The organism is Nocardia halotolerans, from assembly GCF_042650145.1.
Classification (GTDB): domain Bacteria; phylum Actinomycetota; class Actinomycetes; order Mycobacteriales; family Mycobacteriaceae; genus Nocardia; species Nocardia halotolerans.
Genome location: NZ_JBHSDL010000007.1, coordinates 13904 through 36383 on the forward strand (window position 1 = coordinate 13904; position 22480 = coordinate 36383).

The window sequence follows — 22480 nt, forward strand, 5'->3', positions numbered from 1 at the left end:
TCAGTTCGACGCGGCACGGAAGGCCGGGTGCTCGGCTCAGCTTGGCGTCGCCGGTGAGCAGGACGACGTCGAGTCGACCAGTTGTTTGCGTTCGTGACGGAGCAGGCCGAGGCTGACCTCGGTGTCGATCAGGTGGGGCGCGTGGCAGGTGCTGTGGCCCAGGATTCGGCATACTGGGACGCGTGACTTCCGATCTGAGCGCTCCTTCCGGTATCGACCTGTCCTTCCGTGATCAGGATGTACGGGTGCAGGACGATCTGTTCGCGCACGTCAACGGGCGGTGGTTGGCCGAATACGAGATTCCGGCCGATCGGGCGGTCGACGGTGCGTTCCGGACGTTGTACGACCAGGCCGAGCTCGATGTGCAGGCGATCATCACCGACAGTGCCGCCGGTGCGGCCGATGACGCCGACGCACGCAAGATCGGTGACCTGTTCTCCAGCTTCATGAACACCGATGTGGTGGCCGCGGCCGGGCTCGCCCCGGTGGCCGATGAGCTGCGCGAGATCGCCGAGGTCACCGATGCGAGCGCGTTCGCCGCGCTGCTCGGCCGGCTGCAGCGCACCGGTGTGCGCGGAGCGCTGGCCTATTACGTCGACACCGATGACAAGAACTCCACCCGCTATCTTGTGCACGCCACCCAATCGGGTCTGGGTCTGCCCGACGAATCGTATTACCGGTCCGAGGAATTCGGTGAGATCCGCGACGCTTATCGCGCGCATATCGCGAAGATGTTCACCATCGCCGCGGCCGATCCCGCACTGGCCGGTCTGTTGCCCGCCGACGCCGAGGACGCGGCCCGGCGCATCTTCGAATTGGAACGCACGCTCGCCGCGGGACATTGGGATGTGGTTCGGCGTCGTGATGCCGAAAAGAGTTACAACCTCACCACTTTCGATCAGCTTGCCGCCGCACATCCCGAATTCGATTGGGCGGCTTGGGTTGACGCTGCCGCGAGCGGTGTGGAACGCGCGGGTACCGAATTGTTCGACGAACTGGTGATCCGTCAGCCCGGGTTTGTCGGTGCATTCGCGCGCGCATGGGCCGATGTGCCACAGTCGGATTGGCAGTTGTGGGCCTCCTGGCAGGTGTTGCACGCCCGTGCCCCGTTCCTCACCGAGGATATCGTCGCCGAGAACTTCGATTTCTACGGCCGCACCCTCACCGGCGCGCAGGAGATCAGGGAACGCTGGAAGCGTGGCGTGGGCCTGGTGCAGGACCTGCTGGGTGAAGCGGTGGGCAAACTGTATGTGGCCAGGCACTTTCCGCCGGAAGCCAAGGCGCGCATGGTGGAGCTGGTGGCCAATCTGCAAGAGGCCTACCGCCGCAATATCGCCGAGCTCGAGTGGATGGGCGCCGACACCAGGGCGGCCGCGCTGACCAAGCTGGAGAAGTTCACGCCCAAGATCGGCTACCCCGACACCTGGCGCGACTACTCCGCCGTCGAGATCGACGCGGCCGACCTGGTGGGCAACTACCGCCGTGGTTACGCCGCCGAACACGACCGCGACCTGGACAAACTGGGTGGCGAGGTGGATCGCGGCGAATGGTTCATGACCCCGCAGACGGTGAACGCCTACTACAACCCCGGCATGAACGAAATCGTTTTCCCCGCAGCGATTCTGCAGCCGCCGTTCTTCGACATGAACGCCGACGACGCCGCCAACTACGGTGGGATCGGCGCCGTGATCGGCCATGAGATCGGCCACGGTTTCGACGACCAGGGCGCCAAGTACGACGGCGACGGCAACATGCTGGACTGGTGGACCGACGAGGACCGCGCCGAATTCGGCAAGCGCACCAAGGCCCTGATCGACCAGTACAACGTGCTCTCCCCCGCCGACCTCGACGACGAGCACACCGTCAACGGTGAGTTCACCATCGGCGAGAACATCGGTGACCTGGGCGGTCTTTCGATCGCGCTGGCCGCCTACAAGATCTCCCTCGACGGTGCGGAGCCGCCGGTCATCGACGGGCTCACCGGCCTGCAGCGCGTCTTCTACGGGTGGGCGCAGGTGTGGCGCACCAAGGCGCGCACCGAGGAGGCCGTCCGCCGACTGGCCATCGACCCGCACTCCCCGCCGGAGTTCCGCTGCAATGCGGTGGTCCGCAATATCGACAGCTTCTACGAGGCTTTCGACGTGCGGCCCGACGACCGGTTGTTCCTCGCGCCCGAGCAGCGCGTCACCATCTGGTGATGCGAGACCCTGCCGGCTGATGCGCCGGTAGGGTCGAAAGCGATTGTGATGGGGAGGAATTCATGCGGCATCAGCAGGTAGCCGACAATGTGTTCACCGTTCGCGGCACCGATGTGAACATGGTTCTGCTGCGGGACGGCCGCGATCTCACGCTGATCGACGCGGGCTGGTACGGCGATGCGGGTGTGCTCGAGCAGTCGATCCGCGAGTTGGGGCACCGCCCCGAGGACATCGTCGCGATCCTGCTCACCCACGCCCACCTCGATCACGTCGGCGCCCTCAACCATCTGCACCGGCACTACGGCACCCCGGTCTACACCAGCGAGACCGAGGTGGCGCACGCGCGCGGCGAGGTGCACGAATCCGCGACTCCCCTCGACGTGATCGTTCGCCTCGCTGACCCCGCCATCCTGGCCTGGGCCGCTCGCATCACCGCCGCGGGCGGACTGAGCAAGAACCCGGTCCCCCACATTCAGCCCTTCCCCGCCGATGGTCCCCTGGATCTGCCGGGCAATCCGGTCCCGGTTCACTGTGCCGGGCACACCTCCGGCCACAGCGCCTTCCACCTCCCCGAACACGGGGTGATCGCCACCGGTGATGCTCTCGTCACCGCTCACCCGGCCTCGAAAACCACCGGTCCCCAACTACTTCCGAAGTTCTTCCACCACTCGACCGAAGACACTCTCGCCGCGCTGCGCGCCCTGGAAGGTGTCGACGCGCCCTTGGTGCTGCCGGGTCACGGCCGCCCCTTCCGCCGGGGCATCGCCGAAGCTGTCGCACGAGCCCGCGACCACGCTGCCGGCTTGCTGCGCTGAGGGTGGAGGTGGCGCAAGCGTGCAAAACGGGGCCTCGGGAATCAGAGAACTGATTCCCGAGGCCCCGTTTTGCACGATCAGGCCGAACCGGCGGTGTGTCGCGGGTCAGGCGTTCCAGTCGCCCAGGCCGTCACCGGCACTCAGGGTGGGCCCCTGGGTGTTCGTGACGATCACGGCGTCGCCGCGGCGCGTGTTCTCCAGGAACCACTTCGCGTCCTCGGTGCTCACGTTCAAGCAGCCGTGGCTGGCGTTGGAGTAGCCCTGCTGACCCACCGACCACGGTGCGGCGTGCAGGAAGATGCCGCTGTTGGACAGCCGGGTGGCGTACTCGACCTCGAGCTTGTAGCCCTCGGGGTCGGTGATCGGCACACCGTAGGTGGACGAATCCATCGTCATCTTCTCGAGCCGCTCACCCACGATGTAGGTGCCGTTGGGGGTCTCGTAGCCGGGCTTGCCCAGCGAGGTCGGCATCTCGCGCACGACCTCACCGTTGAGGGTCACGGTGATCATCTTGGTGTTGTCGTCCACGGAGGCGATGAAGGCGTCACCGATGTGGAAGGAGCTCGAGGTGCCACCGGCGACCACGGTGACGGCGGTGTTGGCCGGCCAGAACTCGTACGGCTTCCAGCGCACCTGCTTGTCGCCGGTCCAGTAGAAGTGGCCGGGCGCGTCGGTGCTCGAGGTGACCTCGATGGCTCGCTCGGCCGCGGCGCGGTCGGTGACCGGCTCCTTGAAGGTGATGATGATCGGCTGCGCGACACCAACGGTCTCGCCGTCGGCGATGTTGATGTTCGGCGGCGCGAACGGCGCCTGGGTGGCGGGCTGGTCGACCACCGGCTGGCTGGAACCCGCGCCGGGCAGGACCGGCTGGGCCTGCGCGGGTGCGGCGATCAGTGCGCCGGTCGCCGCGATCGCCGCCGATAGCAGCAGACCCCGGCGAAGCCAGCGCGATTGCTGCGTATTTGCCTCGTAGTGCATAGGTTTCTCGTCCATTCCATCTCTCGTTCCGCGCGCGGCGGTGCGAGATCTTCGTGATTGACGCGGAGTCCGCAACGGTCTCCACGGGGTAACGACGCCCCGACCCCTGACTGCTCATTCCTACCCGCCCCAGGTGACAACATGCCAGTGCTGCCGGGTGGCGATAACGAACCCACAACACTGTGTGGCAGGTCACATAACATGCTGTTACTCATCGGCTTTCGGCAAACCCCGCGCTCACGGCGGCGAGTCGCGAGTCTGTGCGGCGAGCAGGTGCGGAACACATGGTTGTGAGTCTCAAACCTCACGTGAGAGAGATCACGGGCCGGTTGTGAAGTGGATCGCTCAGTCGTGGGCCCGGTGCTTACGCACGGTCCCCTGGGCGATGGCGGCCAGTTTGGCCAGGCGAGCGTCACCCAGGGCGGTGAGGGCGTTGCCCAGCCGGTTGGTGACGAAGGCGATCGACATCCCCAGATCGGGGTCGGCGTAGGCGCCCGACCCGCCGACTCCGTAGTGCCCGAACGCATGCCTGGGCTGCTGCTTGGTCATCAGGACAGGGCGGTGGTAGCCGAGGGTGAAGTGCAGCGGCAGGCCGAGGACGTAGTCGCGGCTTTCGGTCGGCTGGGTGCGGTTGATCCGCTCGATCGTTTCCGGGCGCAGGAACCGCACCGGCTGGTCACCGGCGCGATGCTCGGCGTCACCGGAGTGGACCACACCGCCGTTGGCGAGCGCGCCGTACATTCTGGCCAGCGCGCGTGCGGAGAACACCCCGTTCCAGCCCGGCATCACCGCGTCGTGCACGCGCGGGTCGCGGACCAGTTCGTCGAAACTCTCCGGCATCCCGGCTTCGGCCAGCCCGCGGATGGGCCGCACCCACGACAGCACCGACGACGCGGTGTTCCAGCGGATCCCCGGTGGCGCCAGGTGCGGGAAGATCTTCGCGATCCGATGCCGTTGCGCCGCGGGCACCTGGAACCAGAAGTCGTCGATGCCCAAGGGCTGGGCCACTTCGCGCGCCAGCACGGTGGTGAACGGTTCGCCGGTGACGCGCTGCACGATCTCGGCGACCAGCCAGCCGAAGGTGATCGCGTGATAGCCCGAGGTGCGGATGCGGCGCGGGTCGGCGGGGCTTTCGGCCAGGGCCCGGACCACCGCCGCGTAGTCGAGGATGCCCTCGCGGCCGGGTACCAGTCCGCGCACCCGGTGCAGCCCGGCCCGGTGGGAGAGCACATCGCGCACGGTGATGTCGTGTTTGCCGTGGGCGGCGAACTCGGGCCAGTACTCGGCCACCGGCGCGTCGTAGTCGATGAGTCCGCGTTCGGCGATGCGGTGCAGCACCGTCGCGGCCACCCCTTTGCCGGTGGAGAAGGTGAGCGCCACCTGTTCGCCGTGCCACCGGTGGTCCTTGGCGGACCAGCCCGCCCAGATGTCGAGGACCGGGCGCCCGTCCAGATAGATGGCCAGTGCGCCACCACCGCGACCGGGCTGCGGAAACATTCCGAAGAAGTGGTCGGCCAACCGGATGAACCGCGGATCGACCAGCATCTGCCGTGGCGCGGTGAGTGCCCGGCCGCCGGGCTCGATCGTGGGTTCGAAATCGCCTGCCGTTGCCGCAACCATCGGGTTCTCCTGACGCAGGCCGGTGCGCGGGCCGGAAAACCCAGCCCAGCCCGGCGATCGGCTACCGGGCTCGAGTCGACGCCGGTCGTCCCGGTGGTGTATTCACAGTAGGTGTTTGCAGATCTGCCCGTCGGCCGGTTCGTCGGTGCGCTCGCCATCACGGTGACCGCGCTCGTGTCCTCCGGCTGCGGCAACACCATCGGTGGCCAGGCGAAACCCGCGGTCGACGTCGTCCCGGCGACCAGCAGCGCGGCCCCGACCACCACGGCGAGTGAAACTACCTCGCGCGCGCCCGCGCCCGCTTCGCAGCGCGGTGGGATCAGCGTTTTCGACGCGACGATCGGCGATTGTGTGGCCGTCGCGGGCACCACCGACGAGGCCACCATCGAGCAAGCCTCCTGCGGTAGCCGCGCGTCGAACTTCAAGGTCATCGGCAAGGGCCTGCGCAGCACCGATTGCGTGAGCGACCGTGACAACTACTTCGTCGAAACCCTCGACGGCATCGAGACCGGTGCGCTGTGCCTCGACGTCGACTGGGTGGTCGGCGGCTGCATGGACATCGCCGAGGACATCCCAACGCGTATCGACTGCGCGGAGTCCGCGGTCAAACCGGTGAAGGTCGTCAGCGTCGAGAACGACACCGCCACAGTCGATTCCTGCCCCGATGACGCCGACACCGGATTCGAGAAGCACGAACGTCGCTTCGTGGTGTGCGTGGCGAGTCTGTAGCCGAGCGGGCCGCGTCGTGCCCGCGACCCGCTCGACGTGCACAGCCGCCTCAGATCGGGTGGTACCCGGAGCCGGGACCACCTCGGGCGTTCATATCGTCGATGATCGCGGACATGTTGGTGCCCACCTCGGGCCCGAAGCAGGCGACGGCCAGGTAGGCGTTGACCATCCCGACCAGCGTCGACCCGACCACGACGGGCGCGCCGGAATCGCCTTCGACCACGCACATCTGCGTCCAGGTCTCCATATTGGTGGCGAAGACATCGCCCCAGGTGACGCCGCAGGTGTTGCCGGTGGTCCGGCCTTCCTTGCAGACGATGGTCGGGAACTGCGCGGGGCCGCCGAGTCCGGTGATGGTGACGTTGCCGACCCGGTTGACCGGGGTGACCCGGCCGGGCGTGAACTCGATGACCGCGTAGTCGAGTTCGGTGTTGGTGTAAGCGAATCGGCCGATCTCGCCGTATCCGCGGTCCACCTCGGCGGAGACGGGTGCGCCCGCCTCACCGCAGTGGCCTGCGGTCAGGCCGACGAGCCGGCCCGCGCCGTCGTGGCCGATCGTGGTGAGGGTGCATTCGAACATGTTGTCGATGACGATGCCGGAACCGCCGCCCACCACCGGAGGGCCGGGTTGGGCCTGGGCGGTGCCTGCGCCGGTGCCGAGTAGAGCCGCACCGAGGGCGAGAGCGAACCCGGCACGGGCCGCCTTGGCGAGTTTGCTGAACATGTCCCTCCAGATGTCGGAAGCCCGCACGATATCAATTCGGTCTGCCTATCGTGCCTGTATTCGGCCCCGGGCGCGCCTGTGCGGCGCGCGTTTGCCGCGGATCGGGTGCCGAATCGTCACCCGTTGGTGATAGCGAATTCCTATCGAATTCGTGATGGGACGCGCCGGTGCGAGTTATGTCCGTGACCTTTCGCAGTATTGCGGCGGGGCATTCATTATGAATGACAGTTTTCCGCAATATTCTTTCCCGCGACCGCCGGTACTGGGATTCCATGCCCGAAAACGACACCTGAGCCAAACTCGGAGACCGCACAATTTGGCGCTGTATGGTCCCTCATGGCGGAACTCATAGCCGTTTACAACAGTGACCTCCATCTATGACAGCGCTCACATGTCGGTGGTGTGTTCTGCGCTACTCCGTAGTAAGGTGCGTCAAGCAAACAAGTCGTCGGGGTGTTGATGGCCTGGCGTCGAGAGGGGTAAAAGCAGTGCAGTCGACCAAGAGTCCACCCGAACGTTCACGAGTCAGCGAAGCTGTGGACTGGACCAAGGGCCTTTGGGACGACCATCCGAAGAAGTCCCTCGAGACCTTCGGTCGACAGATCACAATGGGTTTCGAGGCGATCACGGAGTTGATCGTCGCGATCTTCCGTAAACGGTTCCCCTTCGACGAGTTCGTCCGCCAGTGCGCGTTCATGGCCAACGTCGCCGCCGCGCCCACCCTGCTGGTCGCCATCCCGATCGCGGTGATCGTGTCCATCCAGGTCGGCGCGATCGCCGGCCAGGTCGGCGCCACCTCGTTCATCGGTGCGGCCAACGGCCTGGGCATCATTCAACAGGGCGCGCCGCTGGTCACCTCGATCATGATCGCCGGCGCCGTCGGATCGGCGGTGTGCGCCGACCTCGGCTCGCGCACCATCCGTGAAGAGATCGACGCGATGAAGGTGATGGGCGTCGACCCGTTGCGCAGGCTGGTCGCCCCCCGGCTCGGCGCGGCGATGCTGGTCAGCTTCCTGTTGTGCGGCTTCGTCGTCTTCGTCGGCTTCATCACCGGCTACATGTTCAACATCTTCGCCCAGGCGGGCACCCCCGGCTCCTACATGAGTACCTTCGCCTCCTTCGCGGTGACCCGCGACCTCGCGGTGGCGCTGCTCAAGTCGGTCATCTTCGGCATCATCGCCGCGATCATCGCCTGCGACTCGGGCCTCAACGCCCGTGGCGGTCCGGGCGGTGTCGCCAACGCGGTGAACTCGGCGGTCGTGAGCTCGATGGTCATGCTGCTCGGCGTCAATGTGGCGATCACGCAGATCTACGCCGCTGTCTTCCCCCCACAGGTGGTCTGACCATGTCATCAACATATGTCCCCCCGCTGCTGCGGCCGATACGTCAACTCCAGAAGGCGGGCAAAGCGCCCGTCGACATGCTCGCCCGCCTCGGCCACCAGGTTTTCTTCTTCCTGCGCTCGATCGGCTCGATCCCGCTGGCGTTCAAGCAGTATCCGAAGGAGATCTGGCGCCTGCTCTCTGACGTCACGTGGGGAAACGGCAACATCGTCGTCGGTGGCGGCACCATCGGCGTCATCCTGATCATCAGCGCCTTCGGCGGTATGACCGTGGCCATCCAGGGCCACACCTCGCTCGACCTGCTCGGCCTGAGCCCGATCACCGGTGCGATCTCGGCCTTCGCCACCACCCGCGAACTCGGTCCGTTGCTCGCGGCGCTGGCCTTCGCGGCCCAGGCGGGCTGTCGATTCACCGCCCAACTCGGTGCCATGCGCATCTCCGAGGAGATCGACGCGCTCGACTCGATCGCCATCCGCCCGCTGCCCTACCTGGTCAGCACCCGGATGATGGCGGCGGTGATGGCGATCGTGCCGCTGTACTGCATCGGGCTGGTGATGGCGTACCTGTCGTGCGCGGTCACGGTGCAACTGATCGGCGGTACCGCCTCTGGCACCTATTCGCACTACTTCTACCAATTCCTGGTACCGACGGACGTGCTGTACTCGCTGCTCAAAGCGATCATCTTCGTCATGATCACCACGTTCATCCAGTGCTACTACGGCTTCTTCGCCTCGGGCGGCCCCGAGGGTGTCGGCGTGGCGGCGGGCCGGGCGATCAAGATGTGCATCATCCTGGTCGTGTTCGCCGACCTGTTCATGACTTTGGCGATCTGGGGCGTTGACCCAGGCATCAGGATTTCGGGGTAGCCAGATGATCATCGATCCGAGTGGGCGCGGACCCACAATGAAGCAGCTCTACGTCGCGGGCGTGTGTGGCCTGGTCGTATTCGCTGTGATCCTCGGCTTCCTCATGGCCAGGTACCAGGGTTACTTCATTCCCAAAGTCAATGTGGTCGCGAATCTTTCGACCACCGGCGACGGCCTGCCGTCCAACGCGGACGTGAAGTTCCGTGGCGTGCTCGTGGGTGAGGTCGACAGTGTCGACATCGCCGACGAGGGTGCCGCGCAGCACGTGAACATCGAGCTCAAGCCCGAGCACGCCAAGGGTGTGCCGAGCAATGTCACCGCCCGCGTGGTGCCGAGCAACCTGTTCGCGGTCACCTCGGTGGAGCTGGTCTTCAACGGCCCGTCCGACGATTACCTGACCGAGGGCGCGGTGATCCCCGAGGACCGCAGCAAGGGCACCATCGCGTTGCAGGACACCCTCACCGTGGTGCGCGACATCCTCGACGAGATCGACCCGGTGCAGCTGGGCCGCGTGCTCGGCACGCTCACCCAGGCGCTCGACGGCAGCGGCCGCGTACCCGGCTCCACCATCCAGCGCCTCGACCACTGGCTCACCACCGTCGCCGACGCCGGCCCGAACCTGGGCGGAATGCTCGACAACTTCTCGGCCTCGGCGCATGCGCTGAACCAGTCGGCCCCGGAACTGCTCGACGTGCTCGGCAGCTCGGTGCAGACCGCGAACACCATCGCGACCAAACGCGATCAGCTGGTCGCGTTGCTGGCCGGCGCCGCGGTCACCACAGACCGGGTCAACGACCTGTTCGCGACCAACCCGGACGTGGGCAAGGAAGTCACCGTCGGCCTCAACGCCACCCTCGGCGCGATCGCGAACGAACCGGGCTCGATCACCAAGACCTTCCAGGTGTTCGGTCCGTCGCTGGCCAAGCTCAACACCACCTTCCACGGTGGTCCGAGCGGAAATCAGATGGTGTGGAACGCCGGTCTGACGTTCACGCCGTACCAGCCGAACACCGTCGCGGACTGCCCGCGCTACGGTGACCTGCTCGGCCCGAGCTGCTTCACCGCACCAGCCGAGGTCAGCCTGCCGCCGCTGCCGGAGAACCTGCGTCCGCGCGCGCTCGACGCCGCGGCGGGGCTGCCCGGGCTGGTGAATGTGCCCGGCCTGCCCGAGATTCCGGGCCTCACCACCCCCGGCGCGCCGCTGCACGTGGCCAGTGGCACCGAGATCACGCCGTTCGCCGGAACCCCGCTCGAGGGGCTCGTCCCCTCGATCCAGATTCCGGGTCTGCCCGCACTGCCCGGTCAGGCGCCCGCTCCGGCTCCGGCCGCCGCACCCGCGCCCGCGCCGTCGGGCACGCCGATCTCGTACCAAGGCAATGCGGCCATCACCGAACTGCTCGGCCGCGAACCGACGGTCGCCGAGTACCTGATGCTCGGTCCGATCCTGAAGGGCGGAACTCTGAACGTGTACGAAAACGAGGGTGGCGCATGAGTATCCGCAAGCCACTGATCGGGTTCGGTATCTTCGCACTCGTTTCCATGCTGGTCATCGTGGTCGTGTGGAACACACTGGCCCGCACCGTCGACGGAGACACCCGCAAGTACACCGCGATCTTCACCGACGTCTTGGGCCTGCGTCCCGGCGACGATGTCCGCATGGCCGGTGTCCGCGTGGGCAAGGTCGAAGAAATCGAGCTCGACGGTAAGAACGACGCGAAGGTCTCGTTCATCGTGCAGAGCGACCAGGACGTCTTCGACGACACCAAGGCCCTGGTCAGGTACCAGAACCTGATCGGTCAGCGCTACGTGGCGCTGACCCCGGGCGCGGCGGCCGACCCGCAGGTGCTGAAGAGTGGCTCCACCATTCCGATCGACCGCACCGAGCCGTCGTTCGACATCTCGGCGCTGCTCAACGGTTTCCAGCCGCTGTTCCAGGCGCTCGAACCGGCTCAGGTCAACGCGATGTCGGAGACGCTGATCCAAGCGTTGCAGGGGGACCAGGTCTCGCTGTCGTCGTTCATCATTCAGGCGGCCCAGATGGCCACCGACTTCGAACGCCGCGATGCGATCCTGTCCGACGTGATCACCAACCTTTCCGCCGTGATGGCCGGGTTGGCCAAGCGAGGGGATGAATTGGAGACCCTGGTAACCCAGACCCGGGCGTTGATCGGCGGTCTCTACGACCAGGGCCAGTCGTTGCAGAATTCCACGGTGGTGCTGGCCGACGCGACGACCTCGCTGGTCGCGATGATGAGCAAGATCCAGCCCAAGCTGGCCGCCACCCAGAACTCGACCACCGCGGCGCTGAACCTGTTGCTGGCCAACGGCGCCAAGCTCGACCAGGTGGCGATCGACATGCCCTCGATGCTCGCCGACCTGGGCCGGATGACCTCCGAAGGCGCCCACGCCAACGCTTACCTGTGTGGTCTCGACATCTCGCTGTACGGGGTGCTGTTCCCGCGCGGGCTGTTCAGCCAGATCGGTGGCACGTCGCATTCGGAGGTGTGCCGGTGAGCAAGTTCAAAGCCACTTTCCTCGGCAACCGCAATTTCTGGCTCGGCATCATCGGCTCACTGGTCGTGGTGCTGCTGCTGGTCGGCTCGAGCATCCTGCAGTTCATCGGGATCGGGAAGCAGACGATCAAAGCCGAGTTCGTGCAGGCGGCCGGCATCTCCAGCGGCGACAAGGTCGCGGTGGCCGGTGTGCAGGTGGGTACCGTCACCGGCGCCGAGATCGAAGGCGACCACGTGGTCCTCACCTTCGATGTCGACAGCTCGCTGAAGTTCGGGCCCGACGCGCACGCCGCGATCAAGATGGCCACCCTGCTGGGCGCGCGCTACGTCGACCTCAATCCGGGCGACGGTTCGGGCCTCGAGGACGACACCATCCCGCGCACCAACACCGATGTCCCCTACGACATCGCCGATGTGGTGCAGGTCGGTACCCCGAAGTTCGAGGCGCTCGACACCGAGAAGCTGGCCGCGTCGCTGAACACCATCGACGGCCAGCTCGGGGAATCGCCGCAGCTGGTGGCCCAGGCGCTCGACAGCGTCGGCGCGCTGGCCAAGGTGATCGACCGGCGCAAGGGTGAGGTGAACACCCTGATCAAGGACCTCAACCGGGTCACCCAGCTGCTGGCCGACAACCGCAACAGTGTGCTGCTGGTGATCACTCAGGGTGAGGCCATCGCCGACCGGGTGATGGAACGGCAGAACCTGCTGCGTCAGCTGCTCGACAACATCGCCACGCTGACCCGTCAGCTCGAGGAGATCGGCGGTGAGAACGGTAACCAGTTCGCCGGCACCATCGGTCAGCTCAACACCATGGCCGAGGGTCTGCAGAAGAACAAGGACAACCTCGACAAGCTGCTGCAGATCGGTCAGCCCACCGCGCGCTACTTCAACAACGCGCTCGGCAACGGCAACTACGGTTCGGTCGCGCTGCCGTGGCTGTTCCCCGACAACTGGCTGTGCTTCACACAGGTGATCCAAGGGTGCGCAGGATGAAACTGAACTTCGCAAGCGGAAAGCGGCTGGGTCAAGCGCTGATGATCGGCGTCACCGCGCTCACCCTGGGCAGTTGTTCACTGCTGCCCAGCCAGATCGACGACGCGCTGGGCCGCACGACCAAGATCACCGCGGACTTCGAGAACATCGCGGGCATGTACGAGGACAACGAGATCATGGTCCTCGGTCTGCCGGTGGGCAAGGTGGACAAGATCGTGCCCAAGGGCACCTTCGTCGAGGTCCACATGACCGTCGATCCGGGGGTGAAGATCCCCAAGGACGCGATCGCCGCGATCATCTCGCCCTCGATCGTCACCGACCGCCACATCGAGATCACCCCGCCTTATACCGGCGGGGATGCCATGAAATCGGGTGATCACCTGCCCCTGGCCCGGACCAGGACCCCGGTCGAACTGGACACGATGATCAAGACCATCGACCAGTTCGCCGCGGCGCTCAAGCCCGAACCCGGTCAGGAAGGACTCGGCCCGCTCTCGGGCCGGGTGCTCTACCCGGTGCTCAACGGCAACGGTCAGGCGATCCGCGAAACCCTCGACGCGCTGTCCTCGGCGTTGAAGGTCGGTGTCGACAACAAGGACGCGATCTCCAACATCATCATCAAGCTCAACGAGCTCACCTCGATGCTGGCCGACAACGACCAGTCGGTGCGCGACTTCAGCAACCGGATGACCGCCATGTCGGGGCTGCTGGCCGAACAGGCCCCCGGCCTGCAGGCCACCCTGGACCAGCTCAACCAGTTCCTGGCCAACACCTCGAGCACCTTCGGTGAGCACGCCGACGAACTGTCCACCTCGCTGACCGGCCTGACCAACGTCACCAACCAGTTGCGGGCCAACTCCGGGGCGATGGTCGAGATCGTCGACATCGTGCCGCTGCTGATGCAGAACATCGACGGTGCGATCAACAAGGAGAAGGGATTCGTCCGGTTGCACGCGCTGATCGGCACCGTGCTCTCCGGCGAGATCGTCAGCACGTTCTGTGAGCGCATCCAGATGAAGTCCGACGGTTGCCGTTCCGGGAACATGCAGGACTTCGGCCCCGACTACGGGGTCACCGCCGCACTGCTCGGACTGACGAAATGACCGGACCCATGACGAGGAAAGCCCGCCGCGCACTGCTCGCGGCCACTGCGCTGGCCACGGTGACGATCACGACCGGCTGTGGTTTCACCGTGGAGGACCTGCCACTGCCCAAGCCGGGCGCCGAAGGCGAGACCTACACCGTCCACGCGGTATTCGACAACGCACTGAACCTGCCCGATCAGGCGAAGGTGAAGATCGGTGGTTCCGAGGTGGGGGTGGTTTCGGCCATCTCGACCCAGGACTTCAAGGCGCTGGTCGACCTGCAGATCAGCGAGAGTATCGAACTGCCCCGCGGTAGCCGGGCCGAGTTGCGCCAGGCCACTCCGCTCGGTGACGTGTTCGTCGCGCTGTCCGAGCCCGCGCAGGGCGAGGCCACCGGCGGGCCACTGCAAGACGGTGACACGCTGACCCAGGAGTTCACCTCCGCCGGCGCCACGGTCGAGGAACTGCTGATCTCGGTGTCGATGCTGTTCAACGGTGGCGGTGTGGCCAGCCTGAGCCGGCTCGGCACCGAACTCGGCTCGATCCTCGAGGGCCAGGGCGGCAATCTGGCGCACCTGATCACCGAAATGACCGGTGTCGTCGGCGAATTGAACAACAACAGCGACCGGGTCGACGCGGTGCTCAACGAGTTCAACACCCTCGCCAACACCATCGAGGTCAACAAGAACCAGCTGGGTCAGGTGGCCGATACCCTGCCCCAGGCCATCGGCGCGATCGCCGAGAACAACCGGGCCATCGGCGATCTGCTCACCAAGATCTCCACGGCGAGCGCCGCCCTCGGCGACTACTCCAACACCACCGGTGATCAGCTCTCGGAGCTGCTCACCAACTTGGACAACCTGATGAACGCGCTGGCCGCGACCGGTGACGACTTCGGGTACGTGATGGATCAGCTGCACGCGATCCGGCCCGGCGCCAACGCCACCTTCCAGGGCAAGTCGCTGGCGCCCTACGCCACACTGACCAACCTCGACATCGGGTTGCTGACCGATCCGGCCAACAGCAAGTTCCATGACATGAAAGACGTCAACGACTTCGTCGGCAGCTTCATCCAGGTGCTGCAGGTCGTTCAGGGCCGAGTTGGAGGCCACCGATGAACAAGGCGAAGAAGTTCTTCAGCAGCAAGATCGTGCTGGCGAACACGGCCCTCGTGGTGGTGCTGGTGGTGGGTGCGTCCTATCTGCTGGTCAACGTGATGCGGGTGAATCCGCTGCGCTCGGAGTACGAGGTGACGGTCAACCTCGACCGTTCCGGTGGTCTGCAGCCCGGCAACGACGTGACCCTGCGCGGGCACCGGATCGGCAAGGTCGACTCGGTCGAGCTGATCGACTCCGGCCAGGCGATCGCGGCCAAGGCCATCATCGACAAGAGCTACAAGATCCCGGTCGACACCCTGATCCAGGTGGCGGCGCTGTCGGCGGCCGGCGAGCAGTACATCGACTTCCGGCCCAACAGTGATATCGGTCCGTTCCTCGGTGACGGCGCGGTGATCAAGTACGACCCCGAGCAGATCAAGACCCCGGTGCCGGTGTGGGCGGTGCTCGACGACACCAGCGCGCTGATCGGGTCGGTGAACCCGGAGCAGTTCAAGACCATCCTCAACGAGCTCGACATCGCGCTCGGCGCCGGCCCCGACCAGCTGCGTGGGCTGATCAACGGGGTGAGCCTGGTGGTGGCCGGTCTGGAAAGCCTGCTGCCGCAGACGGTCAACCTCATCGCGAACCTGCGGGTGATCGCCGCGACCACCTCGAACGCGCAACCGGATCTGCAGACGCTGACCCGCAATTCGGGGACGTTGCTGACCCAGTTCAACAACGCCAACGCCGAGCTGCAGAGCGTGCTCGACAACGCGCCGGGCCAGTTCGAGTCCCTCGGCGCGGTGCTGGACAAGACCGCTGACCCGATCAGCGGTCTGGCGGCCAACTTCGTGGCCATCACCAAGGCGGCGCAGTTGCGTCAGCCCGCGCTGCGGCTGCTGTTCCCGTCGCTGGCGCTGGGTCTGGACGCCATCGGTTACCCGGCGCACGACAACGAGTTCCACACCATCATCGATGTCTGGCCGCGTCCGACGTGCTACTACGACACCGAATACCGGCGTAACGAGGAAGTGCAGGACGGGTCGATCCCGAAGTGGAACTACTGCGTCAACCCGCCCGCTGACCTGCAGATTCGTGGTTCGGCCAATGCGCCGCGACCCAACGTGCCCAACAACGGCGCGCAGATGCCGCCGGGCGTGGATCCCAACGAACGCACCCCGATCCCGGCCAAGTGAGACCATGCCCGGCCCGATGCTGTCGCGTCGGTCCGGGCATACTCGACTGAGAGCACATGTGGTCCGTCTCACGGGCCAACGAACGAAGTCGGTGCCAGTGTGTGCCGGGAAAGCGCAGGATTGATCTAGATGACCAGCGACGACGCCGAGAGCAAGAAGGACGACGCTACCCCGGCGGAAAAGCCAGACCTGGCCAAGGCCGCGGCCCCGGCGGACGACTCGGCGAAGTCCACCGCTACCGAGGCTGGGACCAGCGAGACAGCGGCAGCCTCGACTGAGGCGAAGGCCGCAACCGCCGACGCCAAGGCCGAAGCGACCGAGTCCAAGGCCGAAGCGACCGGCGGCGAGACGTCGAAGACCACCGAATCGGCGGCCGCGACGCCGGCGGCCGCGACGCCGGCGGCCGCGACGCCGGCGGGCGCGGTGGCCGCCGGCGGCGGTAAGGGCAAACGCCCGGTCGGTTGGCTGGTCGCGGCGGGAACGGGTGTCGTCGCCATCGGCGCGATCACCGCTGCCACGGTTTTCTTCCTGCAGAGCAGCGACCGGGGCGAGAAGCTCGACGCCATCGCGGACTCGACCGACGCCGCCTGCGCCTACGGCAAGACCGCCATGAACTTCGACTACACGACCGGTCTCGACGACTACATCGAGTCGATGAGGACCGGGGCAACGGGGGAAACCCTCGAGCAGTTCACCACGGCGGGCGAGGTCCTCAAGGGACTTCTGATCGAGCAGCAGGTCAAGTCCCGCAGCGAGGACATGCAGTGTGCCTACCTCAGCGGCAGCACCGATGAAGTCAAGACGATGGTGACTTTCGCCCAGTACCGCACCAATGTCACCGGCACCGACAAGGAGCCGGTCAACATCGCCATCGAGATGACCCTCGAGCGCGACGGTGACCAGTGGCTGGTGAGCAAGATGGATTCGCCGGTGCTCAAGAACTCCGGCGGTCTGCCGCCCGGCATCCCCGGTGGGGTTCCGGCCGCTCCCGGTGACGCCGAGGGCGCCCCGGCGCCGGCGCCCACGCCCGGCAACTGACGCGCAATCGATAGCGAGAAGGCCCCCGGCGCGCTGCCGGGGGCCTTCCGCGTGCGAACCCACTCCGGTCGCACCGCGCCTCAGAACAGGGTGAGAGTCCCTGCTTGCGGCGCTGTCGGCGCGACCGGCTTCCCCGTGGTCCGCGAGCTCCTGGCCTTGGCTGCCGGCGCCGCGTGTTCGGTGGCGCTCGCCTCGCGAGCCGCCGCGCCGGCCAATTTGTCGGCCTGTTCGTTGAAGTAGTTGCCCACGTGCCCGCGCACCCAGCGGAAACGCACCGGACCTTCGCGACCGGTGATGGCCCGGTCGATCTGCTTGATGAGCTCGACGTTCTTCACCGCGCCGCCGGTAGAGGTGCGCCAGCCGTTGCGCTTCCAGCTGCCGATCCATTCCGAGGCGCACTTGATGGCGTACTGGGAGTCGCTCTCGATCAGCATCGGCTCGGGGCCGGGATGGGCGAGGATCGCTTCCAGTACCGCGCGTAGCTCGGCGATCTGGTTCGTGCCGCTGATCGCTCCGCCGCTGGCGGTGGGGCCCTGATGATTCACCCAGGCCCAGCCGATGGCACCGCCGGGATTGCGCAGGCAGGAGCCGTCGGTGCTCACGATGATCATGACCGCCACCCTAGGCGATGCGGCCGACAAGATCGGTACCGTGGAATGCCTCTATCTCCCTTCGCAACCGCGACTCCGTACGGCGCAGTGCCGATCTCGCGGCCGCGTCGACGAGGCCGTGGCACAGGCGGCCGAACACACCGCGTGGTGGTGGATAGTCGGCTTCGGAGGTCAGTACCGACCGTTCGTAGCCGAGTGGGTCGAACCGTAGGGTCACGGTTCCGTATACCCGCCCCCGCAGGGTATACCCGATCACCGCATTGTGCCGGTATTCGGTGATTTCGCAGCGCACCCGCAGCGGGATCACGCGGTACAGGCGAACTTTCAGCACACATTCGGCGCCGAGCGCTCGAGCCGGCGCGTGTTCGGAGCCGGCACCGCGCACGCCGAACATCCAGTCCGCCAGATGCTGGAAGTCCGCAGCGTAGGCGAAGGCCGCGTGGACCGGAGCGCTGACGTCGCTCGCATACTTGATGTGGCCCATCGGCCCTCCCTGATCACGGATGGCCTAAAAGTACTACAGAATTCCTCTTTATTTAGTGAAATCGGCTCCGCGCCGGAACTCACACGCCGACGACAGCCGACTCCACCTCGCTGGGCGGCTCGGGCGCCACCGCGGTCCGCGTGGCCTCGCCCGACGGCTGGCGCGCCCGCTCCACACTCAACGTGTGCTCCCCCAGACCGGGATCCGACAACACGAATCGCACTGCGCCACGGCTCGTGTCGACCTCGGTGCGCAGAGCCGTCACGCCCGCCGGTTCAGTAGTGGTGATGCCCAGACGTTCGGCGGCCACATTCACCACATTGGTGTCCACGGTGAAGGCGACGACATCGGTACGCGCAGGCGCAATCTGGGCACCGACATAGGTGTCGCCGATCCGCAGCTCGCCCGCGGGCGGCGCGACGGCCGGATCGGATCCGTCGGCGAGGGCCTCGGCTCGGTGCGCGCTCGCCGCGGCCGGCTGATCGTCCCAGGACGGCGAACGCTCGCTCGACACGGCCAGTTCGATGACGCCCGCGGAGCTTCGCCGCGGCGCGACGTCGTCCCGGACCGGCCGGTGCGGATCGAGACCCGGTGTCACCACGGGGGCCGCGGGCTCCTGTGCGAGCTGCGTGCCGAGATCGGACATGTTGTTCGCGATGTAGGCGCCCGCTGCCACGGTGAGGCAGAGGCTGGCGGTACCCGCGACAACCGTCGCGGAAAGCCGTGCGATTTGCGCAGATCGATGTGCTGTCACGATGCGGCCCTCCCTAGTACCTTGGCTATCCGCTTTGGATACTCCACCGGCCCGCATCGTTGAAAGCCGCGTACTGCCTCCACGTTACGGGCTCTGCGGGTCTGTCACCGACTCCGATCTCTGAGATCAGTGCCACATCTGGAACGGGGGCGCATCAGCAGTCGTGGACGCGGCGTGTCGCGGGGGTGGTTGTTTTCTTCGGCGGATAGCGGGTATTCCGAAGTAGCAGGCGAGCGTCATTCACGACTGCCACGAGGCCGGGCCCTGGCCAACGATGTCCGGGGCAGTCGGCATGAATGGCGCTCCTGGGGGGCGCTCGCCTGTATTTTTTTGGGGTGGGGGTGAGGTTTGGGGCGGCGGGGTTGTCAGGGGTGAGTTGTCAGGTTGTGGGGGTTTTGGTTGGCGGGGGTGGCGGTGTTTGGGGTGTGGTGTTGGGGGAAGGCGCGGGCTGTGTTTGTTGGAGCGCTGGCGCGCTCGAGTTCGCGGCCTCCACGGGCCGCCGGTTCGCGGCGGACCCTCCTCGAGGTCGGGTCGTGCGGGGTTGGGAGTGCGGGAGGTGGCGGACTCGGGGTCTGGTGCGGGGCTGCGAGTGCGGTAGGTGGCGCACTTGATAGTGCTGGGTGGCTGGGTGCGCAGCAGCAGGCAGGCCTAAGCCGTGCTGGATGGCCGGGAGCTCAGCAGGTGGCAGGCCTAAGCCGTGCTGGATGGCCGGGAGCTCAGCAGGTGGCAGGCCTAAGCCGTGCTGGATGGCCGGGAGCTCAGCAGGTGGCAGGCCTGGGCGGTGCTGGGTGGCTGGGTGTGCAGCAGGTGGCAGGCCTGGGTCGTGCTGGGTGGCCGGGAGCGCAGCAGGAGGCAGGCCTGGGCGGTGCTGGGGTGGCTCGGAACCAATGCGGGTTGTGGCAGACCTGGTAGTCGCGGGTGGCTCGGCAGCGCGGCTGTGGCAGAGATGGGTAGTGCCCGGTGGCTCGGAGCAGCGTGGCTGTCGCAGAACTTGTAGCGCGGCGGGGGTGGCTCGGAACCGTGTGGCTGCGGCGGGGCGGTGACCAGGCCGTTTGGTGGGCGGTGGGGGTTAGGCGAATTGGCCTTTTTTCCGGCCGGGGCCGGGAGGGCCTGCGAAGGCTTGGGCGATTTCGAGCCAGTGGTCGGCGTCGGGGCCTTCGGTGGTCAGGGTGGTGTCGGCGCGGTGGCGGCGTTGGGTGGTGAGCAGGCAGAAGTCGCTGGCGGGGCCGGTGACGCGCTGGGGGGCGTCTTCGGGGCCCCAGGTCCACAGGGTGCCGTCGGGGGCGGTCAATTCGACCCGGAACTCGTCGCTCGGTCCGGATTCGCCGTGCACGGCGTAGGCGAAGTTCCTGGTGCGCACGCTGATGTGGGCGACGGTGCGCAGGCGGGCGGTGGGGGTGCGGGTCACGCCGAGTGTGTCGGCGACGTCTTGGCCGTGGGCCCAGGTTTCCATGATGCGGGCCGAGATCATCGACGCGGCGCTCATCGGTGGGCCGAACCAGGGCAATTTGGTGCCGGTGGGGACGGCGGCCAGGGCGGCGATGAGCTGCTCGCGGCCGGTGCGCCAGCGGGTCAGCAGCTCGGCGGGCGGGGTCTGGGCAACAGCGGCGGCGGCCTCGTCGACGAAGGTGAACATCTTGGGCGCGGCCTCGGTGACGAGGGCGGTGAAGGCTTCGGTATCGGTCGCGGCGACCACCGAAACCTCATCGGTCCAGGTCAGGTGAGCGATCTGGGTGGTGATGTCCCAGCCGGGGGCGGGCGTGGGGGTCTGCCACTGTTCGGGGGTCAACGGTGCGACCAAATTTTCCAGCTCCGCGCATTCGGCGGCGAAATCGTCGAGCAACGCTGCGAGGTCAGCCATCTGTTCCCTTGCCGATCAGGGCGCGCTCCGCGGGTCCGGGTGCACCGATTTCACCCAACGATCGCAGCGGGCCGGAAAAAATGCAAGCACGCGTGCTTGTTATTGCGGAGCTACCAGCCGAAGGTCACCAGGTGCAGCGCGCCGACGGCGATACCCAGCGCGCCACCGTGCAGATACAGCAACCAGGCGTCCTGCTCCACGGAGGCGTAGAACATCTCCATGAACTCGCCGGGAGTCAGGGTGCGCAGCTTGCGCGCGGCGAAGTCGTCGATCTTCTTGGCCTGCTCGAGCACGAACTGCTCGTCCTCGACCATCCCGGGCGCCAGCCCCAACCCGGCCCCCGCCCCGGAGATCGCCAGATTCTCGAACTGCTTCTTGCCCATCGCGGCCCGCACCATGAACGCGGTGGGCCCGAGCTGCTTGTGGATCTCCTCGGAGACCACCCGCTCGATCAGCTGCTTGGTCTTGTCCCCGTTCGGGCCGGCCAGCAGCTCGTTGGACAGGTTCTCCACGGTCAGCACCTGGTAGGCCAGGATGTGAGCCAGATCGGTGGCGGCCTGGGGCTGACGCTTGGCCAGCAGCGCCTGGCGCCACAGGTACTTGTAGCGCGGCTGCGGATCGCCGGGTTCGAAGACCATCTTGATCGCGATCACGTTCACCGTGACCCCGATCATCGCCGAGGCGAACAGCACGATCACCCACGCCGGCACCGCGCCCCAGTACGGGATCTGCGAGTGCACGTGCAGGTACAGCGCCAGGATCAGGCCGAACGGCGCGCCGAGCAGACCGATGCGGGCCATGAACTTCAGCTCGGGCGCGGCGATGGTGGTGGTGAGGTCCTTGAGGATGGCCGGGTTCTTCTCCAGGTACCTGATCACGAAGTTCTTCACGTCGAGCAGCTGGTCGATATTGTCGCCCAGGCTCTCGAACGCCCGCCGGCACAACGCGGGCAACTGCCGGTCCACCCGCTGGTAGACGGCCTGCTTCACTTGCCGGGGCAACGAGCGCCACAGATCCGGGTTCTCCCGGTACATGATCTCGTCGACGATCGGCTGTACCTGGTCGCGGGCTCGTTCGGCGAGATAGTCGCCGATGCCGTCGAGATCGAGTTCGTGGATGAAATCGCGCGGGCTGCCGATCCGCATCAGCGCCTTGTCGACACAGATGCTGGCCATCTTCTCCGCGCGGGCGGGAATGAACCCCTGAAAACCGAGCTGGCGGCCGTCACCGGAAAAGGTGGGCAGCACCTGGACCCGCCGGGGCAGGTAGGGATACAGCACGTGCAGCATCGGGACCCGGAAGCCCTTGAAATACAGCGGCCAGAACAGCATCAGGACGCCGGTCCAGTTGGTGAGCCATCCGGCCAGCGCGCTGAAGATCGGGAAACTCACCAGGTCGACGACGAACTTCGACTGCCCCGTCAACTCTTCCCAGTTGATGAAGAGTCCGGAGGCCAGTGTGGTCATCGAGAAGCCCCCTAGTGCTGACGCGCGCAAATAGCTGAAGAACGTGAGGATAAGGCAATCACATTCTCACCGGTCGTGACGGGGTGTCAACGTGACCTGCGCCGATCGC

At 66.4% G+C, this 22480-nt stretch carries 20 protein-coding genes; 12 read left to right on the top strand and 8 right to left on the bottom strand.

The window, feature by feature from the left end:
• Positions 1-182: 182 nt before the first annotated feature.
• Together ACFO5K_RS07300 and ACFO5K_RS07305 are read left to right on the top strand one after the other, a co-directional pair.
• Positions 183-2198 (top strand): M13 family metallopeptidase, encoded by a 2016-nt coding sequence (locus ACFO5K_RS07300; protein ID WP_378557791.1) that lies wholly within the window; start codon positions 183-185, stop codon positions 2196-2198.
• Between the two features lie 62 nt (positions 2199-2260).
• Entirely contained in the window at positions 2261-3013 is a 753-nt protein-coding gene (locus ACFO5K_RS07305; RefSeq protein ID WP_378557794.1) for an MBL fold metallo-hydrolase, read from the top strand.
• Positions 3014-3118: 105 nt separating this feature from the next.
• Here ACFO5K_RS07305 and ACFO5K_RS07310 read toward each other — a convergent pair whose 3' ends face one another.
• Together ACFO5K_RS07310 and ACFO5K_RS07315 are read right to left on the bottom strand one after the other, a co-directional pair.
• The gene (locus tag ACFO5K_RS07310; RefSeq protein WP_378557797.1) at positions 3119-4006 is read right to left on the bottom strand and encodes a L,D-transpeptidase; all 888 of its coding nucleotides are present in this window, start codon (positions 4004-4006) and stop codon (positions 3119-3121) included.
• Positions 4007-4336: 330 nt separating this feature from the next.
• Positions 4337-5536, bottom strand: coding sequence for a serine hydrolase domain-containing protein (locus ACFO5K_RS07315; protein WP_378558542.1), 1200 nt, complete (start codon positions 5534-5536; stop codon positions 4337-4339).
• 186 nt (positions 5537-5722) lie between these two features.
• Between ACFO5K_RS07315 and lppU the strand changes: the two genes are divergently transcribed.
• Positions 5723-6340: an LppU family putative lipoprotein gene (lppU, locus tag ACFO5K_RS07320; protein WP_378557800.1), complete on the top strand. Its 618-nt coding sequence runs from the start codon at positions 5723-5725 to the stop codon at positions 6338-6340.
• A gap of 49 nt (positions 6341-6389) precedes the next feature.
• On the opposite strand, the gene ACFO5K_RS07325 is transcribed toward lppU, so the two are convergent.
• Positions 6390-7064, bottom strand: a complete 675-nt coding sequence (locus tag ACFO5K_RS07325) for a S1 family peptidase (protein ID WP_378557803.1) — start codon at positions 7062-7064, stop codon at positions 6390-6392.
• A 488-nt stretch (positions 7065-7552) separates the two neighbouring features.
• Between ACFO5K_RS07325 and ACFO5K_RS07330 the strand changes: the two genes are divergently transcribed.
• The 9 genes from ACFO5K_RS07330 (at position 7553) to ACFO5K_RS07370 (ending at position 17195) form a co-directional block, all read left to right on the top strand.
• Positions 7553-8407, top strand: a complete 855-nt coding sequence (locus ACFO5K_RS07330; protein WP_378557806.1) for an MlaE family ABC transporter permease — start codon at positions 7553-7555, stop codon at positions 8405-8407.
• A 2-nt stretch (positions 8408-8409) separates the two neighbouring features.
• Entirely contained in the window at positions 8410-9273 is an 864-nt protein-coding gene (locus tag ACFO5K_RS07335) for an MlaE family ABC transporter permease (RefSeq protein ID WP_378557809.1), read from the top strand.
• 37 nt (positions 9274-9310) lie between these two features.
• Positions 9311-10765, top strand: a complete 1455-nt coding sequence (locus ACFO5K_RS07340; protein ID WP_378557812.1) for an MlaD family protein — start codon at positions 9311-9313, stop codon at positions 10763-10765.
• Positions 10762-11787, top strand: a complete 1026-nt coding sequence (locus ACFO5K_RS07345) for an MCE family protein (protein ID WP_378557815.1) — start codon at positions 10762-10764, stop codon at positions 11785-11787. Before ACFO5K_RS07340 ends, ACFO5K_RS07345 begins: the two co-directional genes overlap by 4 nt.
• Positions 11784-12779, top strand: coding sequence for an MCE family protein (locus ACFO5K_RS07350; protein WP_378557818.1), 996 nt, complete (start codon positions 11784-11786; stop codon positions 12777-12779). Before ACFO5K_RS07345 ends, ACFO5K_RS07350 begins: the two co-directional genes overlap by 4 nt.
• Positions 12776-13882 (top strand): MCE family protein, encoded by a 1107-nt coding sequence (locus ACFO5K_RS07355; protein WP_378557821.1) that lies wholly within the window; start codon positions 12776-12778, stop codon positions 13880-13882. Before ACFO5K_RS07350 ends, ACFO5K_RS07355 begins: the two co-directional genes overlap by 4 nt.
• Positions 13883-13890: 8 nt before the next feature.
• On the top strand, positions 13891-14982 hold the full coding sequence (locus ACFO5K_RS07360) for an MCE family protein (RefSeq protein ID WP_378557824.1): 1092 nt from the start codon (positions 13891-13893) through the stop codon (positions 14980-14982).
• Entirely contained in the window at positions 14979-16157 is a 1179-nt protein-coding gene (locus ACFO5K_RS07365) for an MlaD family protein (protein ID WP_378557827.1), read from the top strand. Before ACFO5K_RS07360 ends, ACFO5K_RS07365 begins: the two co-directional genes overlap by 4 nt.
• Positions 16158-16286: 129 nt before the next feature.
• Positions 16287-17195: a hypothetical protein gene (locus ACFO5K_RS07370; protein ID WP_378557830.1), complete on the top strand. Its 909-nt coding sequence runs from the start codon at positions 16287-16289 to the stop codon at positions 17193-17195.
• A gap of 80 nt (positions 17196-17275) precedes the next feature.
• On the opposite strand, the gene ACFO5K_RS07375 is transcribed toward ACFO5K_RS07370, so the two are convergent.
• The 5 genes from ACFO5K_RS07375 to ACFO5K_RS07395 form a co-directional block, all read right to left on the bottom strand.
• Entirely contained in the window at positions 17276-17806 is a 531-nt protein-coding gene (locus ACFO5K_RS07375; protein WP_378557833.1) for a ribonuclease H family protein, read from the bottom strand.
• A gap of 10 nt (positions 17807-17816) precedes the next feature.
• Complete coding sequence (locus ACFO5K_RS07380) at positions 17817-18290, bottom strand: SRPBCC family protein (protein WP_378557836.1); 474 nt, start codon at positions 18288-18290, stop codon at positions 17817-17819.
• 79 nt (positions 18291-18369) lie between these two features.
• On the bottom strand, positions 18370-19044 hold the full coding sequence (locus tag ACFO5K_RS07385; RefSeq protein WP_378557839.1) for a hypothetical protein: 675 nt from the start codon (positions 19042-19044) through the stop codon (positions 18370-18372).
• Between the two features lie 1069 nt (positions 19045-20113).
• On the bottom strand, positions 20114-20905 hold the full coding sequence (locus ACFO5K_RS07390) for a TIGR03084 family metal-binding protein (RefSeq protein WP_378557842.1): 792 nt from the start codon (positions 20903-20905) through the stop codon (positions 20114-20116).
• Between the two features lie 110 nt (positions 20906-21015).
• Positions 21016-22371 carry a hypothetical protein gene (locus ACFO5K_RS07395; protein WP_378557845.1) on the bottom strand — a complete coding sequence of 452 codons (1356 nt, stop codon included), beginning with the start codon at positions 22369-22371 and terminating at the stop codon, positions 21016-21018.
• Between the last annotated feature and the right edge of the window lie 109 nt (positions 22372-22480).

Excerpts from the sequence above, each read along its gene's own strand:
- ACFO5K_RS07305 (WP_378557794.1), top strand. The coding sequence starts at position 2,261 with ATGCGGCATCAGCAGGTAGCCGACAATGTGTTCACCGTTCGCGGCACC.
- ACFO5K_RS07310 (WP_378557797.1), bottom strand. The coding sequence starts at position 4,006 with ATGGACGAGAAACCTATGCACTACGAGGCAAATACGCAGCAATCGCGC.
- ACFO5K_RS07315 (WP_378558542.1), bottom strand. The coding sequence starts at position 5,536 with ATGCTGGTCGATCCGCGGTTCATCCGGTTGGCCGACCACTTCTTCGGA.
- ACFO5K_RS07325 (WP_378557803.1), bottom strand. The coding sequence starts at position 7,064 with ATGTTCAGCAAACTCGCCAAGGCGGCCCGTGCCGGGTTCGCTCTCGCC.
- ACFO5K_RS07335 (WP_378557809.1), top strand. The coding sequence starts at position 8,410 with ATGTCATCAACATATGTCCCCCCGCTGCTGCGGCCGATACGTCAACTC.
- ACFO5K_RS07340 (WP_378557812.1), top strand. The coding sequence starts at position 9,311 with ATGAAGCAGCTCTACGTCGCGGGCGTGTGTGGCCTGGTCGTATTCGCT.
- ACFO5K_RS07345 (WP_378557815.1), top strand. The coding sequence starts at position 10,762 with ATGAGTATCCGCAAGCCACTGATCGGGTTCGGTATCTTCGCACTCGTT.
- ACFO5K_RS07355 (WP_378557821.1), top strand. The coding sequence starts at position 12,776 with ATGAAACTGAACTTCGCAAGCGGAAAGCGGCTGGGTCAAGCGCTGATG.
- ACFO5K_RS07360 (WP_378557824.1), top strand. The coding sequence starts at position 13,891 with ATGACGAGGAAAGCCCGCCGCGCACTGCTCGCGGCCACTGCGCTGGCC.
- ACFO5K_RS07365 (WP_378557827.1), top strand. The coding sequence starts at position 14,979 with ATGAACAAGGCGAAGAAGTTCTTCAGCAGCAAGATCGTGCTGGCGAAC.
- ACFO5K_RS07370 (WP_378557830.1), top strand. The coding sequence starts at position 16,287 with ATGACCAGCGACGACGCCGAGAGCAAGAAGGACGACGCTACCCCGGCG.
- ACFO5K_RS07375 (WP_378557833.1), bottom strand. The coding sequence starts at position 17,806 with ATGATCATCGTGAGCACCGACGGCTCCTGCCTGCGCAATCCCGGCGGT.
- ACFO5K_RS07380 (WP_378557836.1), bottom strand. The coding sequence starts at position 18,290 with ATGGGCCACATCAAGTATGCGAGCGACGTCAGCGCTCCGGTCCACGCG.
- ACFO5K_RS07390 (WP_378557842.1), bottom strand. The coding sequence starts at position 20,905 with ATGGCTGACCTCGCAGCGTTGCTCGACGATTTCGCCGCCGAATGCGCG.
- ACFO5K_RS07395 (WP_378557845.1), bottom strand. The coding sequence starts at position 22,371 with ATGACCACACTGGCCTCCGGACTCTTCATCAACTGGGAAGAGTTGACG.